Source organism: Stenotrophomonas sp. G106K1, from assembly GCF_037969685.1.
GTDB classification, from domain to species: Bacteria; Pseudomonadota; Gammaproteobacteria; order Xanthomonadales; family Xanthomonadaceae; genus Stenotrophomonas; species Stenotrophomonas lactitubi.
Genome location: NZ_JBBPFR010000006.1, coordinates 47,841 through 64,378, shown reverse-complemented (window position 1 = coordinate 64,378; position 16,538 = coordinate 47,841). Strand labels below are relative to the sequence as shown.

Annotated in this window: 9 protein-coding genes; 2 read left to right on the top strand and 7 right to left on the bottom strand. The window is 66.3% G+C overall.

The annotated features are described in order from the left end of the window. Positions 1-74: 74 nt before the first annotated feature. On the bottom strand, positions 75-2,513 hold the full coding sequence (locus WKB25_RS07920) for a GH92 family glycosyl hydrolase (RefSeq protein ID WP_340569996.1): 2,439 nt from the start codon (positions 2,511-2,513) through the stop codon (positions 75-77). Positions 2,514-3,545: 1,032 nt separating this feature from the next. On the opposite strand from WKB25_RS07920, the gene WKB25_RS07915 reads away from it, so the two are divergent. Together WKB25_RS07915 and WKB25_RS07910 are read left to right on the top strand one after the other, a co-directional pair. Next, positions 3,546-6,620 carry a TonB-dependent receptor gene (locus tag WKB25_RS07915; RefSeq protein ID WP_340569858.1) on the top strand — a complete coding sequence of 1,025 codons (3,075 nt, stop codon included), beginning with the start codon at positions 3,546-3,548 and terminating at the stop codon, positions 6,618-6,620. 150 nt (positions 6,621-6,770) lie between these two features. Continuing rightward, on the top strand, positions 6,771-6,965 hold the full coding sequence (locus WKB25_RS07910) for a heavy-metal-associated domain-containing protein (protein WP_100465215.1): 195 nt from the start codon (positions 6,771-6,773) through the stop codon (positions 6,963-6,965). 77 nt (positions 6,966-7,042) lie between these two features. Here WKB25_RS07910 and cueR read toward each other — a convergent pair whose 3' ends face one another. The 6 genes from cueR to WKB25_RS07880 form a co-directional block, all read right to left on the bottom strand. Continuing rightward, a complete protein-coding gene (gene cueR, locus WKB25_RS07905; RefSeq protein ID WP_340569857.1) occupies positions 7,043-7,495 on the bottom strand; it encodes a Cu(I)-responsive transcriptional regulator in 453 nt (150 codons plus the stop codon). Between the two features lie 12 nt (positions 7,496-7,507). Then, on the bottom strand, positions 7,508-10,009 hold the full coding sequence (locus WKB25_RS07900) for a heavy metal translocating P-type ATPase (RefSeq protein WP_340569856.1): 2,502 nt from the start codon (positions 10,007-10,009) through the stop codon (positions 7,508-7,510). A 382-nt stretch (positions 10,010-10,391) separates the two neighbouring features. Next, entirely contained in the window at positions 10,392-13,349 is a 2,958-nt protein-coding gene (locus tag WKB25_RS07895) for a TonB-dependent receptor (protein WP_340569855.1), read from the bottom strand. Positions 13,350-13,733: 384 nt separating this feature from the next. Further along, positions 13,734-14,465, bottom strand: a complete 732-nt coding sequence (locus tag WKB25_RS07890) for a copper homeostasis protein CutC (protein WP_340569854.1) — start codon at positions 14,463-14,465, stop codon at positions 13,734-13,736. Next, positions 14,462-15,460, bottom strand: a complete 999-nt coding sequence (locus WKB25_RS07885; protein ID WP_340569852.1) for a N(4)-(beta-N-acetylglucosaminyl)-L-asparaginase — start codon at positions 15,458-15,460, stop codon at positions 14,462-14,464. The genes WKB25_RS07890 and WKB25_RS07885 overlap by 4 nt, the downstream gene beginning before the upstream one ends. 52 nt (positions 15,461-15,512) lie before the next feature. Further along, entirely contained in the window at positions 15,513-16,535 is a 1,023-nt protein-coding gene (locus WKB25_RS07880; protein WP_340569851.1) for a glucokinase, read from the bottom strand. Positions 16,536-16,538 lie beyond the last annotated feature (3 nt).

The window sequence follows — 16,538 nt, the reverse complement described above, 5'->3', positions numbered from 1 at the left end:
TGCTCAAGCCTAATGGATCGCGGCCCTGTCGTGCCGTGCCGTTCGCTGGGTTGCCTCGAACGGCACAGCCCGGCTCAGTGCAGCTGGCTGCCCGGTGCCGCGCACCAGGACACCGGCAGATCCTGCACCGCCGTGCCCCAGCCCTGCGTCGGCGCCGTGCCATCGAGAGCGAAGCGCAGCTTCGGGCCCTGCTGCAGCTGGTTCCAGCCCAGCCACACCGGGGCATGCGCCTGGCCATCGACCTGCACGCCCTGCACGTACTGCAGGCGACGGCCATCGGCGCCAGGCGCCTCGATGCGCAGGGTGCGGCCATTGCCCAGCTCGACTTCGACCTTGGCAAAGCGCGGCGTATGCAGCAGGAACTCGCCGCTGCCCGGCACCGCCGGGTACACGCCGATCGCACTGAACAGGTACCAGGCCGACATCGTGCCGAGGTCATCGTTGCCGGTCACGCCATTGGGCGCATTGGTGAACAGCTGCTGCGCAGCACGCACCACTGCGGCGGTCTTCCAAGGCTGGCCGATCAGCGTGTACAGCCACGGCGAATGCAGGTCGGGTTCGTTGTTGGGGTTGTAGCGGAACTGGTTGTAGTAGCTGTACGGGCCCACCACCCACTCGCGGCGCGCCGCATTGAGCGGGTCGGCCTGCAGCGCATCCATCGCGAAGAACGCATCCAGGCGGCGGCCCGCCTGCTCGCGACCGTCCATCGCCTCGACCAGGCCCGGCACGTCCTGCTGCGCCAGCCATTGGTACTGCCAGGCGGTCCCTTCATGGAAGCCATGGTGCGAGCGCGGGCTGTAATGGCCGTCTGCCGGGGTATACCACTGGCCATCTTCGGTGCGCGGGCGCGGGAAGCCGCTGAAGCCGGTTTCCGCATCACGTACCTGCGGGTCCCAAACGTTGCGCCAGTTGCGACCGCGCTCACGCAGCGTCGCTGCATCCTGGACATGGCCAAGCCCATCGGCCATCTGCGAAAGCGCACAGTCGGCCAAGGCGTACTCCAGCGTTGCCGAACCTCCGTGGTGCGGATCGACGTCCATGCCCTTGGACGGGAACGCACGGTCGTAAACCACGTAGCCCTTGTCCAGGTAGGTCGGGTTGCCGGAGCGACCGGCAGCACGCGAATTCAGCGGCGGCGTACCGAACGCATTGCGACGCAGCGCATCCCACGCCTGTCCTTCCCGGCCCTTGAGTGCACCGAAGCGCCACAGGTCGACCATGAAGGGGGTGACCGGGTCGCCGGTCATGATGTTGGTCTCGAAGTTGGCATAGCCCCAGCGCGGCAGCCAACCGCCCTGCTCGTCGATCGCCAGCAGGCTGCGACCGATATCGCGCGCCACGTCCGGGCGCGTCAGTGCCAGCCACTGGTTCTGTGCGCGGTAGGTGTCCCACAGCGAGAAATACTCGTAGTAGGTCCAACCATCGGCGCGATGGATACCATCGTCATAGCCGCGGTAACGACCGTCGGCATCGCTGCCGGTGAGCGGCTGCAGCAGTGCGTGGTACAGCGCGCTGTAGAACACGGTGCGGTCATCGCCATTGCCACCCTGCACGCGCACGCGTGCCAGCTGCTCACGCCAGGATTGCTGCGACAGCGCGCGCATGCGTTCGAAGCCCAGCAGCGCCCCGCCCTGCATGCCCTCGGCGCGCAGGTTGGTGCGTGCACCTTCGGCGTCCACATGCGAAATCGCGCTGACGGCAGTAACCGATTGGCCCTTGGCCAGGTCGAAGCTGAGCCACGCGCCATTCGGCTTCTGCTCGCCTTCCATGCTGTGGCGCGCGCCCGGCAGGCCACCGCCCTCGCCCCAGGTGCCATGTGCCTTGAACGGACGGTCGAATTCGATACGGAACCAGGTGGTGTATTGATGGCCACCGCAGAAGCTCTTGGTGACCAGCTTGCCTTCCACCACGCGGTCACCCACCACGTCGATCACGCTGCCGATCACCGAATGGCGCTCGTTGGCCTGGCCGACATTGACCAGCACGTGGCCATCGCCCTTGCCCTGGCTGAAGGTGTAGCGCTCGGCAGCCGCACGCGTACGCGCCGTCGCCTCAGCGTCGATTCCGCCGTAACTGGTCAGACGCACCTTGTAGTAGCCGGCCTGGCCGATTTCGCCGTCATGGGTATAGGCCGAGGCATACGCCTTGTGGTCGAACTGCTTGGGGTTGGCGGTATCGAAGTCGCCACCGGGGCCGATGCTACCGGTCACCGGCAGCACCGAGACCTGCCCACCCTGCTCCCAGCAACCGGCGCCGGACAGGAAGGAGTGGCCGAAGCCGCGGATCTTGTCGTCGTCGTAGCGCCAGCCCGAATAATGGCTGCCGATCGGACTGACCTGGATCAAGCCGAACGGCGCCGAGGCACCGGGGAAGGTGTTGCCATCATCCTTGCTGCCGATGAAGGTGTTGACCTCGCGCTCCAGCGCGGCCGGTGCGGCCTGCAGCCAGGGCGTCACCGCGAGGGCCAACAGGCAGGCGATGCGGGCCAAGGGCCGATGGGACAGTGCCGACAGGCGGCGGTCGGGACGACGGTGGGACAACCTGGTCACGGGCAGGACTCCTTGGCGGCAGGGCGGCAGCGAAGGACCGGCCGCACAGGCCCAGCCCTCGTTTCCATCGGTACAAATCCGCACCCCGGCGGATTTAGATCGATTCAAGTAGACCATGGGAATTTCGCCCAATGCATTCTGCGGCGCAGCATGAGGGGTGGGGCTTCGGCCGGGCTGCGCCCGGCACCTGCAGAGGCCGGAGCAACAGCAGATGCAGGCTCCCGAGCTGGGCGGGGCGCTGCGGGTATGCAGGACGCGCCGTAAACCCATCCATGGGGGCTCGATGGCGCCATCCATGGCGCCAACGGTCTTGCATACCCACACCGCCCCACCCCTGACAGTTTCCTGATGCCTGGTAGATCCACGCCATGCGTGGATGGATGTTCCTACCGATTTCGAAATCATCGAATGGAATTGGATTTCATCCACGCACGGCGTGGATCTTCGTATCGACCAAGGTCGACACCTACCAACGGCATCGGGAATCTGTCGAAGGCGGGGTGGGTCCGGTTGCGGGGGCGTGAGCGCCATGGATGGCGCGACCGAGCTTACATGGACGTACTTGCAGCGTCCCCCGCAACCGCCCCCCCCGCCATCCCACGGAAAACCGCTGTTGTTGTTGCTGCTGTTGCTGCTGCCCTGGCTTGAAGGCCTATGCGGGTGCCGGGCGCAGCCCGGCCGGCCCCGCCCATTTGCGCATGTAAACGCTTACAGCATTTTTCCATAAAGGGTCATTTGCGCGACACGTCGCTGCCATATTGCGCAGCAACATGCACCGGCGCCGTTGCCGTGCTAAAAATCGCCCCGCCCATCGCTTAGATCGATCCAAGACGACAGCGCGATGGCCCGGAGTTGGGGAGCAAGACAGGACGTGCCGCGCCATCTGCCACGCGCTCGTTGCATCTGCACGGCGAAGGCAAGATCAGCATCACGAATTAGATCGATTCAAGTTTCCGCGTCAGTCAGTCACCGGATCAATCCAGGAGAGAGGGAGAGATGGCAATGAAGCAATCAACACGTACGCAGGGCCACGACGCGTTGTCGCTGGCCATCGCGCTGGCCCTGGCCGCCGCCGTCGCTCCGCTTGGCGCTTCCGCGCAGCAGGCGGCAACGACCGGCGCGCAGGACGCCACCACCCTGGACAGCGTCCAGGTCACCGGCTACCGCTATGCAATCGAAAAGAGCCTGCAGCAGAAGCGCGACGCCAATGCCGTGGTCGAAGTGATCACCGCCGAGGACGTTGGCAAGTTCCCCGACAAGAACGTGGCCGACGCGCTGCAGCGCGTGCCCGGCGTGGTCATCACCCGCAGCGGTGGCGAAGGCAAGTCGGTCAGCGTGCGCGGCCTCGCGCCCGACCTGACCCTGACCCAGTTGAACGGCAACTTCGTCGCTTCGTCGGAAACCAACAACGAAGCCACCCGCTCGTTCAACTACACCCTGCTGCCGTCGAACATGCTGTCCAGCGCCGAGCTGTTCAAGTCGCCGGAAGCACGCATCGATGAAGGCGGCATCGGCGGCACGGTCATCCTGCACACCCGCCGCCCCCTGGAGATGGAAGCCAACTCCGGCTACGTCAACCTGGAAGGCACCTCGTCGGACACCAGCCACGACGTCGATCCACAGGTATCGGCGCTGTACTCCTGGCACAGCAAGGACGAGCGCTTCGGCGTGCTGGTCGGCGTGACCCAGCAGAAGCGCACCAGCCGCACCATGGAAGCCAGCACCGAGGACTACCAGTGGTACGGCAACGGCACCACCGCCCGCGATGCCAACGGCAACCTGCTGGAACAGGATGGCATCCACTACTGGTGGGGCGAGTCCGGCTTCAACAACCAAACCGGCAAGAACTACAGCGAGTTCTTCATGCCGACCTCTGTGAACTTCGCGGTGAAGGAAGAGAAGCGCGAGCGCAAGGGCGGCCAGCTGACCTTCCAGTTCAAGCCGGTCGACAACCTCACCCTGACCGCCAACTACTTCCGCTTCGAGCTGCAGGGTGACTACACCCAGAACATGCTGAAGGTGCCGGAGTGGAACCTGGCCCGCTACAACCAGGACGGCAACTGGGCCGGCGGCCGCCTGCTCAACGGGCTGGACTTCGACCCCAGCGGCAGCATCGTCACCGGCGCGCAGTATGAAAAGCTGGCCGGCAAGACCTACTACTGCAGTGAACAGGAAGCCGCAGCTGCCGGCATGCAGCCCGGCGGCTGGGGCCCGGACGACTGCACCATCCCCACCCCGCAGCTGACCGGTGGCTACAGCAAGGAAAAGGCGCTCTCGCAGACCGCCGACCTGACCATCGACTGGGACATCAGCCCGCTGTGGAAGGCGTCGTTCACCGGTGGCCGTACCTGGTCTGAAGGCGGCCCGTCGATGAACTTCCGGATGTCGGCCAAGCCGCGCCGCAAGGTCGGCGATCAATGGCAGTCGGGCAACCAGTACACCGCGTGGGACCTGACCGGCACGCCGTCGGTGCAGTTCTCGCCGGATCTGCAGCAGCAGTTGATGGCCGGCATCGCCGAAGTGGATACCGGCTCGACCGATTCGTCGTGGATGCAGACCGAGGTCAAGCAGAACTACTTCCAGGCCGACGTCACCAAGCTGTTCGAAGCCGGCTGGCTGGACTCGATCCAGTTCGGCGCCAAGTACCGTGACGGCCAGGTCCACCGCAACACCGGCAACACCTACTGGGTGTGCCCGGGCCTGGACCCGGCCGACTATGACAACAACCGCTACCAGGCCGGTTGCGATCCAACGGCAGGCAATGCCCAGCCGGGCTTCTTCCTGTCCAATCCGATCAGCAACATCACCGGTGGCTTCAACGCCAACGTGTTCCCGGGCATCAACTACCCGGCCTACATCGATTATCTCAACAAGACCTACGGCGGTTCGTACAACCGCACCGAGGAAGACTTCGTCTACGACGTCAACGAGAAGATCTACTCGGGTTACTTCCAGGCCAACTTCCGTACCGACCGCGTGCGCGGCAACGTCGGCGTGCGCGTGGTGCGCACCAAGCAGTTCGCCCAGTCCAGCGATTCGGTCGAGCGCTTCAACGACTACTTCGTCGACAACGCAAGCGGCGCACCGATGAGCTGCGATGATCCGGCCGCCGATCCGAACCTGCGATGCCAGGGCGGCTTCGTGCGCCTGCCGGACAACCAGGTGCGCGACAAGGTCTACACGCTCAGCTCGCTGGACAAGACCTACACCGACTTCCTACCCAGCTTCAACATCGCCTGGGACATCACCGACAACCTGGTGCTGCGTGGTGCCGCATCGAAGGTGATCGCCCGCCCGAGCTACACCTCCATCGCCTACCCAGGCGGCCTGCGCTACGTCAGCGAGGAATACAGCAACGACCGTCGCGTCGCCGGCGGCACCGACACCCCGGGCTGGTATGGATCGGGCAGCAACAAGGCGCTGGAGCCATTCGAAGCCGTGCAGTTCGACCTCGGCCTGGAGTGGTACTTCAAGCCGGGTTCGGTGGCCGGCGTGGCGCTGTTCCGCAAGAACGTGGACAACTTCACCGTGCCGGTGGTGCGCGACCAGCAGATGACCGTTGGCGGGCAATCGGTGACGGTGCAGAAGTATGAAACCCAGGCCAACGGCCGTGACGGTGTCTCACAGGGCGTGGAGCTGTACGGTCAGTACACCTTCGACTTCGGTCTGGGCGTGCAGGCCAACTACACCTACAACGACACCAATCTGGCCTCGATCGTGCTGGATGGCGAAGAGATCGGTTCCTCGCCGCTGGTGGGCAGCGCCAAGAACCAGGCCAACGTGACCGTGTTCTACGAGAACGAGAAGTTCCTGGCACGCGCCTCGTACAACCGTCGCGGCGAAGTGGTCGGCGGCCTCAACAACGGCCTCACCACCTACACCAAGCCCTACGACCAGCTCGACCTGAACGTGGCCTACAACCTGACCCCGGACTGGACCGTTACCGCCTCGGTGCTCAACGCCACCAAGTCCGAGCTGCGCAGCTATATGGGCAACGACAGCCAGGCCCGCCTGCTGTCCAACATCTACGCCGGCCGCCAGCTGTACTTCGGCGTGAACTGGAAGTTCTGAAGCAGTACCCCCGCCTTCGGGCGGGGACGATCCTCCACGGCAGCCGCGCTGGTACAGGTGGCTGCCGTTTTTGTTCAGCGTATCGCTTGACCCTGCCATCGTTGGAACGTGCACACTGGCTCCACCCCCAGAGCATCAAAGGAGCTACAGATGGAATTCCATGTGGAAGGCATGACCTGCGGTGGCTGCGCGCGCAGCGTGACCAAGGCGATCGAGCTGGTCGACCCGGCGGCAAGCGTGTCGGCCGATCCGGCCAGCCGCCGCGTGCAGGTGCAGACCTCGGCCAGCGAAGCGCAGATCGTCGCGGCGCTGACCGAAGCGGGTTTCCCGCCGCGCACGGCCTGATCACGCGGCCGATTGCATGAACGATGCCCGCCCCATGCAATTGCCGGGGCGGGCATTTTCTTTTCTGTCTGCCTTGGTCAGGTTCTGCGCGCGCGCCTGCGTACTGCCCCTGCGGGCGCTGCAATCGGCGCAGCGCCCTCTTCGCCGTCGCCCAGCCGCTGCAGGATCGGGCACTCGGGGCGATCATCGCCGGCGCAGCAGCTGATCAGCGATTGCAGCGTGTCGGCCATCTGCCGCATGCTCTCGATGCGCTGCTGCAGATCAGCGATGTGCTGCTCGGCCAGGCGCTTGACGTCGGCACTGTGGCGCGAGGTGTCGTTCCACAGGCCCAGCAGGTCGGTGATCTCGGCCACCGAAAAGCCGAGATCTCGCGCGCGACGGATGAAACGCAGCCGATGTACGTCGGCCTGAGAATAGGCGCGATAGCCCCCGCCGGTGCGCTCAGCCGGCGGAATCAGGCCGATCTGCTCGTAATAGCGGATCATCTTGGCCGACACGCTGGAGGCCTTCGATGCTTCACCGATGTTCATTCAATCGCTCCTTCAGTGGGCCGCTTGGGACGCGTCCGCCATCGGCGCCTGGAAGCGCCGCAGGCGCAGCGCATTGCCGAGCACGAACACGCTGGACAGGGCCATGGCACCGGCGGCAAACACCGGTGACAGCAACACGCCCCATACCGGATACAGCGCACCGGCCGCGACCGGGATCAATGCGGTGTTGTAGGCAAAGGCCCAGAACAGGTTCTGGCGGATGTTGCCAATGGTCGCCTTCGACAGCGCGATGGCGTTGGGCACGCCCTGCAGGTTGCCCGACATCAGCACCACGTCGGCCGACTCTACTGCGACGTCGGTACCGGTGCCGATGGCCAGGCCGACATCAGCCTCGGCCAGCGCCGGCGCATCGTTGATGCCATCACCAACGAACGCGATCTGCCCGTAAGCTGCCTTCAACCGGCGCACCGCCTCCACCTTGCCTTCCGGCAACACTTCGGCCACCACTTCATCGATGCCGAGCTGAAGGGCGATGGCCTGTGCGGTGGCGGCGTTGTCACCGGTGATCATGGCCACCTTCAGGCCAAGCTGGTGCAGGGCGGCAATGGCGGCCGGCGTACTCGGCTTGATCGGATCGGAGACTGCGATGATCGCCGCCAAGCGGCCATCGAGGGCGGCATACAGTGGCGACTTTCCTTCATTGCCCAGGCGATCGGCCAGCGCGGTGAAACTGCCGATGTCCACGCCCAGCGAACGCATGAAACGATCGGCGCCCACTTCCACGCGTGCGCCATCGACGGTGGCACGCACGCCCATGCCGGTCACCGACTCGAAATCAGCCATCGCCGGCAGCGCGATGCCCTCCTCCGTCGCCGCCTCGACGATGGCGCGGGCGATCGGATGCTCCGAGCGCGATTCCACCGCTGCCACCCGTGCCAGTACCTGCGCGCGATCGAAGCCGTCGGCGATCTCCAGGTCGGTCAGCAGCGGACGGCCTTCGGTCAAGGTGCCGGTCTTGTCCACCGCCACCACCCTTGCGTCCTTCAACAGCTGCAGCGCCTCGCCCTTGCGGAACAGCACGCCCATCTCGGCGCCGCGGCCGGTGCCGACCATGATCGAGGTCGGCGTCGCCAGCCCCATCGCGCACGGGCAGGCAATGATCAGCACGGCCACGGCGTTGACCAGCGCGAAGGTCAGCGACGGCGACGGTCCGAAGATCAGCCACACCAGGAAGGTAGCGAGGGCCGCCAGCATCACCGCCGGCACGAACCACAGCGTCACCTTGTCGACCACGGCCTGGATCGGCAGCTTGGAGCCCTGCGCCTGTTCAACCAGGCGGATGATCTGCGCCAGCATGGTCTGCCCGCCCACCGCCGTCGCACGCAGGGTCAGCGCGCCCTTCTGGTTGACGGTGCCGCCGACCACGCCGCTGCCGGCCGACTTCTCCACCGGGATCGGCTCGCCGGTGATCATCGATTCGTCGACGAAACTGCGACCGTCGGTCACCTCACCATCCACCGGCACGCGCTCGCCCGGACGCACTTCCAGCAGGTCGCCCAGCAGCACCTCGCTGATCGGGATATCGACGATGCGACCCTCACGGCTGACGTGCGCCACCTTGGCCTGCAGGTTGACCAGACGCTTGATCGCCTCCGACGTGCGGCCCTTCGCGCGCACCTCCAGGAACCGGCCGAGCAGGATCAGCGCGACGATCACCGCCGCCGCTTCGTAGTAGACATTCACCGTGCCCGTTGGCAGCAGGCGCGGGATGAAGGTGGCCACCACCGAATAACCGAATGCCGCGGCGGTGCCCACCGCCACCAGCGAGTTCATGTCCGGCGCCAGGCGCAGCAGCGCCGGGAAGCCCTTCTGGTAGAAGCGCCGGCCGGGAATGGCCAGGACCAGCGTGGTCAGCACGAACTGCAGGTACCAGCTGGCCTGCATGCCGATCGTGGACATCACCCAGTGATGCATGCCGGGAATCAGGTGCGAGCCCATTTCCAGCACGAACACCGGGGCCGCCAGCACGCTGGCCAGGATCAGGTCGCGTTTCAGCGCCCCCCGCTCGGCATCCTTCTTTTCCGCCGCTTCCTCATCGACCTGGGTGCCGCCATCGATCGCGTGCGCCGCGTAGCCGACCTTGTCGATCGCCGCTGCCAGTGCGTCGATGCCGGCGACGCCGCGCACGGTCGCACGTTCGGTGGCGAGGTTGACACTGGCCTGGCTGACGCCCGGCACCGCCAGCAGCGCGCGCTCCACGCGGCCGACGCAGGACGCGCAGGTCATGCCTTCCACGGCCAGTTCGGTGGTCGCCGCCGGTACCTCGTAGCCCACGCTTTCCACCGCCTGGATCAGGGCGTCGCGGTTGAGAGGGCCAGAGGAGCGGATGTCCGCACGTTCGGTGGCCAGGTTGACCGACACGCTGGCGACCCCCTCGACCTTGGCCAGGGCCGCTTCGACCCGGCCAACACAGCTGGCGCAGGTCATGCCTTCGATTGGCAGGCTGAGGGTGGAAGCCGTCCCGGGGACGGCTGTAACGCTGGAGGTGCTCATGGCCTGGTTTCCCTGGTTCCATCTGGAGAGGTGACCAGCCTAGACCTTGCCATCGTGGGAAGGTCAAATCCACCATCTCCCGCCGACAGCCTATCCACGCATGGCGTGGCTCTACTGCGGCTTTGCAGTAGATCCACGCCATGCGTGGCCGCCCGGCACCCGCGCTCGCCCAGTAGAGCCACGCCATGCGTGGCTGCCCGGCATCCCGCGCTCGCCCAGTAGAGCCACGCCATGCGTGGCTGCCCGGCATCCCGCCCACGCCCAGTAGAGCCATGCCATGCGTGGCTGCCCGGCATCCCGCGCTCGCCCAGTAGAGCCACGCCATGCGTGGCTGCCCGGCACCCTGTGGCTGGCGCCGGGTCATGCCCGGCGCCGCCGTCCCTCAGAACGTAAACACATACTCCAGCGCGAACTCACGCCCCACCGCACCCAGCAGACGCGTCGGGGCGAAATCGTAGTCGACCTTGTACGGGTCCTTGTGGTTCCAGCTGGTCGCGTTGAAGGCATTGTTGACATACAGATTGACCTTCATGAACTCGGTCACCTGGTAGCCGATGTTGAAATTCCAGGTGATGAACGGCCCGACCCGGCCGTAATAGCGCGCCGTCTGCTGCCCCGCATTCGGGTTCGGATTGACCGATCCGTCCGGACGCGTGGCAGGCTCCAGGCAGTTCAGCGACGGGCTGTCACTGGGCACGTAGCCATCGGCGAAGGGCAGGCAGCCGCCAGGGTTGTCCAGGCGGTCGGTGCCCCAGTGGTAGCGCACACCCGGCACCGAGCCGATGCGGTCGGCATACACGTTCGCATTCCAGTTTCCTCCCTGCCAGGCCAGGCTCGCGCGCAGCTTGCTGCGCAGGTCACGGTCGCGGCGCTCGGGGTTCGGGTCGTTGGCGTAGCGCTGCTCCTTCGTCGAGATCTGGTTGGTGTAATTCACCCCCAGCTGGAAGCTGCCCCATGCGGCCGTCTCCAGCCGATAGCGCGCGCTCAGATCGATACCACGCACTTCACGGCTGGCCAGGTTGAACGGCCCGCGCTCGATCGACACCAACCGTCCGCTGCTGTCACGATTCACGCGGGCGAGGATGCCGGCGCAGTACGCGTCACCCGCCGGGTTCGCCCAGGGCGTGCCGTCCATGTTCTTGCCGGTCAGGCAGCCGGCCTCACTGGCCAGTACCTCGTCCGCACCGACGTCGACGATCATGTCCTCCAGCTTGATCGCCCAGTAATCCGCGCTCATCGACAGGTTCGGCAGCACGTCCCAGACGAAGCCGACCGTCCACGAATCGCCGGTTTCCGAGCGCAGCAACGGCGTCCCCCGACGGTTCACGTCGAACGCATACCAGACATCGGTATTGCCCACGCCGCAGTTGTTGACCAGATAGGCGCCGCTCTCGATGCAGCGCAGGCGATCGTAGGTCAGCACTTCGGAACTGCTGGCCTGGCCGAGCAGGTAGTGCATGTCCGGCGCGTGGAAGCTGGTGGCGTAGGAGCCGCGCACCAGCAGCGACTCGAACGGACGCCATTCCAGGCCAGCGTTCCAGGTGGTTTCCTTCTGGCTGCCGACATCCAGCGCCTCGCCGCCGCCGTCGGCCTTGTAGCTGCCATAACGGTCGTAGCGTGCCGCCGCGGTGGCGATCAGGCTGTCGACCAACGGGATCTTGAACTCGACACCGGCCGAATAGCGGGTGCGCTCACCACCACCACGATCAACGTTCTGCAGGTCGAAATCGATGCCGGCACGCGGGTCCGGGCTGAGGTGATAGCCCTGCTTGGCCACTTCGGCCACTGCCGCGAACGAAATCGGCCCGGCCCAACCCTGGAACAGTTCACCGGTGATGTCGGCCGAGGCCTGGTTGACGTAGGACGACGCGCGATTCTTCGCGACCGTACCCATCTGCCAGTACTGGTCCGGGGTGACCGGGTTCCACCAGCGCGACTCGTTCAATGCATGGATGGCCTCACCGTCGCCGGTGGTGCCCAGCCGTGGGCCGAGGAAGAAGTCGTACGAGTCCTGTTCGTCCACCACGTTCTGCCGCTCTTCAACGCGGTAGTAGGAACGGCCAACCGTGGCGCTCCAGTCGAAGCGTTCGGCCAAGCGCCCGCGCAGGCCTGCGCTGATATCCCACGACAACTCGCGGTTGGTATTGCGCAGCGTGCCCAGGCCACCGACTTCATTAGGGGTGAACTGGCGCACGCCGAGCACCGGGCGATTGCGGTTGGCGTCCCAGTAGTAACCGTTGGCATCGTCGATCAACGAAACACTGGGTGGGTTGGTGCCCCAGATCGCCTCGGACCGGTACACCGCCAGGCTGCTCCAGGCCTGCAGGCCGTCACCAAAATCGAAGGTGCCATAGAGATTGCCCGACACGTTCTCCGAGCCACCGGTCAGCAGCCAGTTGGCGTAGTCGGCGCTCATGCCGCACAGGCGGCCGGTGTTGCTCACTGTATTGGCGTTGTAGTTGTAGACCAGCCGATCGGCGGTGTAGTACTCGCCAGCGAATTTCTCGCAGGTGCCGTCCGGCGGCGCCAGGCGCTGGCCGTTGCTCGGGTCGATCAGCGCCAGGCCTGCGGTGGGACGGAAACCGACCTTGCGCTGTTCCATATTCCAGGACGGGTACAGCGCATCGTCAGCGTCGTCCATCTGCGGCCGGTCGCGGCCGAACAGCGGATCGCGCTTGGTGTACTGCAGGGCATAGGTCACGCTCCAGTTGTCGCCGGTCTTGCCACCTGCCCAGGACAGGTCCCAGGTATCGCGGCCGCCTTCGGTGGAGGTACCACCGCGCACGCGCACTTCGTCGCCGTCGTAGTTGGTCTTCAGAATGACATTGACCACGCCGGCGATGGCGTCCGAACCATAGATCGCCGATGCGCCGCCGGTCAGCACTTCGATGCGCTCCACGGCAGCGGCAGGAATGTTGCTGTAGTTGGAGAAATTCGTCTCGCCGCCATAGGGCAGCGGGTAGTCGGCCACGCGGCGGCCATTGACCAGCAACAGACTGCGGTTGGGGCCCATGCCGCGCAGGTTCAGGCCACTCGCATTGGGCGTGTGCGAGCCCCATTGCGATGCCGCCTCAACGGTGCCTGTCGCTTCGGTCAGCGTCTTCAGGGCGTCGTAGACGGTGACGAAGCCTTCCTTCTGGATCTGTGCGGCGGTGATCACGTTGACCGGGGCTGGGCCCTCGACGCCAGCGCGCTTGATGCGTGAGCCGGTAACGGTGACGGCATCGAGGTCCTTGGTGGACGACGTGGCCGCTTCCTGTGCGCCCGCTGCGAAGGGCAGCAAGGCAAGCACGAGGGCCTGGGACAGCAGATGACGACGGTTGCGGACGAACTGAGCCATGGGTGGTTGCTCTTGGATGGTGGGCGCGCGGTCGGATGGCGATCCCGGGCGTTGAATCGATCCATCTCGATTCGATCACCCTCCCCTGTGGATCGATCCAAACTAAAGCACAGCTGAACCGCGCCCAGCATGCGGCGACGCAGCATCCGACCGCTGCGTGTCACTATCGGCTGCCGGTAGGCAATTGAATCAACGGGTTGCGAAACATCGTTGCCAATGCAAATCAGATGTCGATGACACGATCACGACACTCGCGCGCAGAACGGTTTTGTCCGTGGCGAACTTGGTACCCGGGTCGGATCCTCTCGTAGAGGGGCTCTGACCCGATAGCGTCTGGCCGGGGTCAGAGCCCTTCTGCGAAGGGATCCGCCCCCCCGGCGGCTCTCAGGCGTCGAGCGCCTGCCGCAATGCGGCCACGGTGGCGGTCGCGGTCTGGCTCCAGTCCGGATCCAGACCGCGCAGGGCCGGGTTCTGGAACTGCATGGCCGAGCGTCGTTGCCCCTTGGCCGAGGCGTGCAGTTCGAGGCAGCCGGTCTGCCGCGCCACGGCGGCGATGTTACCCGGGCCCAGCCCGGCGCCGGCCATGACGCTGATCCTGCCGGCCGCCTGTGCGACCAGCGCGGCCAGTACGTCGGCACCGGCGTCGGCGCTGGCCTGGCCGCCGGAGGTCAGCACCCGCTGGCAGCCCAGCCCGATCACCTGCTCCAGCGCCGCCGGCAGATCGCGCGCGGCATCGAAGGCACGGTGGAAGGTCACCTGCAACGGGCCGGCCGCGCGCAGCAGTTCGCGGCACAGCGGCAGGTCGATATCGCCCTGCGCATCCAGCGCACCGATCACCACGCCATCGCAGCCCAGTGCGCGGCACTGGGCGATGTCGCGCAGCATCAGCTCGGTTTCCAGCGCGTCGTAGTGGAAATCCCCCGGACGCGGCCGCACCAGCACGAACAACGGAATCTGCAGCCGCTCGCGGGCGATGGCGATGCTGGCAAACGACGGCGTGGTACCGCCTTCGGCAAGGTTGTCGAACAGTTCGATGCGATCTGCGCCACCGGCCTGCGCAGCCAACGCCGAAGCCACCGAGTTGCTGGCGATCTCCAGCGTCAGGCGCGCGCTCACGCCTGCGTGCTCGTATAGATCGACGGTGAATCGCGCAGATCGTCCTGGCGCTGCGCATCGCACACCGCATAGACGAAGCCGCGATGCAGCGCGTAAGCGCCCACCTCACCCTGCTTGTTCATGGCCAGGAAGCAGACCTGCAGTGTCTTGCTCGCTTCAGGGCGCTTGCGCACCACGCGGTCGATCGCCTCGCGGCAGGCCTGTGCCGGCGAGCGCCCCTGGCGCATCAACTCGACCACCAGGAACGAGGCCGCGTTGCGGATCATCTCTTCGCCCACCCCCGAGGCGGTGGCGGCGCCCACTTCGTTGTCCACGTACAGGCCGGCGCCGATGATCGGACTGTCGCCCACCCGGCCGTGCAGTTTCCAGGCCATGCCGCTGGTGGTGCAGGCACCGGCCAGATTGCCCTTGGCATCCAGCGCCAGCATGCCGATGGTGTCGTGGTTGTCGCTGTTGCCGGGTAGACCGCGGCGCTCGGCATTGATCTGCGGCGCGTACTTCTCGGTCTTCAACCATTCGCGCCACGCCGCTTCGGCCTTCGGGGTCAGCAGGTGCTGGCGCTCGAAGCCCTGCTGCACGGCGAACTGCTGGGCGCCCTCGCCCACCAGCAGCACGTGCGGGCTGTTCTCCATCACCTTGCGGGCCACCGACACCGGATGCAGGATGTCGACCAGCGCAGCGACCGCGCCACAGCGGCCGTCACCATCCATGATGCTGGCGTCCAGGCTCAGCACGCCGTCGCGGTCCGGGTTGCCGCAATGGCCGACGGTGGGGTTGCACAGCTCGCTCTCGGCCCAGCGCGCACCGGCTTCCACCGCATCCAGCGCACTGCCGCCCTGCGCCAGCACCTTCCACGCGGCCTGGTTGGCCGGCACGCCGAAGTCCCAGGTCGATACCACTTTGGCCCCGCCCTGCGTGCGCGCCTTCACCACCGGCAACGCTGCCACACCTGCGGCCAGTGCACCGGCCTGCAGGAACTGCCTGCGATCCACCATCTTCGCCTCCGTCTGCATGCTGCGCCCGCCGGCCCGATGCCGGCAGCGCCGATCAATCGTGCGCGGGCGCCCGCGCTGCGTGCCAGGCCGCTGCACCGAGCACGCCCAGCTGGCCATGTTCGACCCGCCACACCGGCACCTGCCGCAGAACGTCGGTCAGCACGCCCTTGTTGAGGAAGCGCTCACGGAAACGGCCGTCGGCCAGGAAGTCCTGCACATGGGTGGAAATGCCGCCGGCCAGATACACCGAACGCGCCCCCACCGCGATCGCCGCGTCGCCGGCCAGGCTGCCCAGCCAGGCACAGAACACCTGCAGGGTCTCCACCGCCAGCGCATCGTCGCCTTGCCGCGCAGCTGCGATCAGCGCTTCGGTGCTGGTCCACTGCGGCGCCACGCCGCGCAGTTCGCACAGGCAGGGATACAGGTTCATCAGGCCGCTGCCGGACAGCACGCGCTCGTTGTCCACGTGCGGCCAGCGCTGCAGCAACTGGCCCAGCACGTGCAGTTCCAGCGCGTTGCCGGCGCCCAACGCAGCGTGGCCGATCTCGCTGGCCAGCACCGGGCGCTCGCCATCGGCGAAGCGCAATGCCGCACCCAGGCCGGTGCCGGGCCCCAGCACCAGCGCCGGGAACGTCTTGGCCGGATCGGCGTCGCCGTTCAGCGGCACCAGCGTGTCGGCCTGCAGGTACGGAATGGCCAGCGCCACCGCTTCGAAATCATTGATCAGCTGCAGGTCGGGCAGGCCCGACTCGCGGCGCGTTGCCGACAGCGAAACCGTCCACGGCAGATTGGCGTTGATCAGGGTATCGCCATCGAGCAGGCCGGCGATGGCCACCACAGCGCTGGCCATCGGCTGGCCGAGGCTGGCGGTGAAATCGGCGAGGATCGCCGCCAGGCTGGGGTGGTCGGCACAGGCGTAGGTGCGGTAGCTGCCCAGCCGCGGCGCCTGCCCCGGCACTGTCTCGGCCAGCGCCAGGCGGGCGAAGGTACCACCGACATCGGCGACCACAAGGCTGCGGGGAACGCCGCTGCGGGCGGGTTCGGATGGAACCGGGGACACTGCTGCAACGTTCACGCT

What these genes read in the sequence shown, in the direction of transcription:
- cueR (WP_340569857.1), bottom strand. Translation starts at nt 7,495, where the DNA reads ATGAACATCGGTGAAGCATCGAAGGCCTCCAGCGTGTCGGCCAAGATG.
- WKB25_RS07910 (WP_100465215.1), top strand. Translation starts at nt 6,771, where the DNA reads ATGGAATTCCATGTGGAAGGCATGACCTGCGGTGGCTGCGCGCGCAGC.
- WKB25_RS07895 (WP_340569855.1), bottom strand. Translation starts at nt 13,349, where the DNA reads ATGGCTCAGTTCGTCCGCAACCGTCGTCATCTGCTGTCCCAGGCCCTC.
- WKB25_RS07885 (WP_340569852.1), bottom strand. Translation starts at nt 15,460, where the DNA reads ATGGTGGATCGCAGGCAGTTCCTGCAGGCCGGTGCACTGGCCGCAGGT.
- WKB25_RS07915 (WP_340569858.1), top strand. Translation starts at nt 3,546, where the DNA reads ATGGCAATGAAGCAATCAACACGTACGCAGGGCCACGACGCGTTGTCG.
- WKB25_RS07900 (WP_340569856.1), bottom strand. Translation starts at nt 10,009, where the DNA reads ATGAGCACCTCCAGCGTTACAGCCGTCCCCGGGACGGCTTCCACCCTC.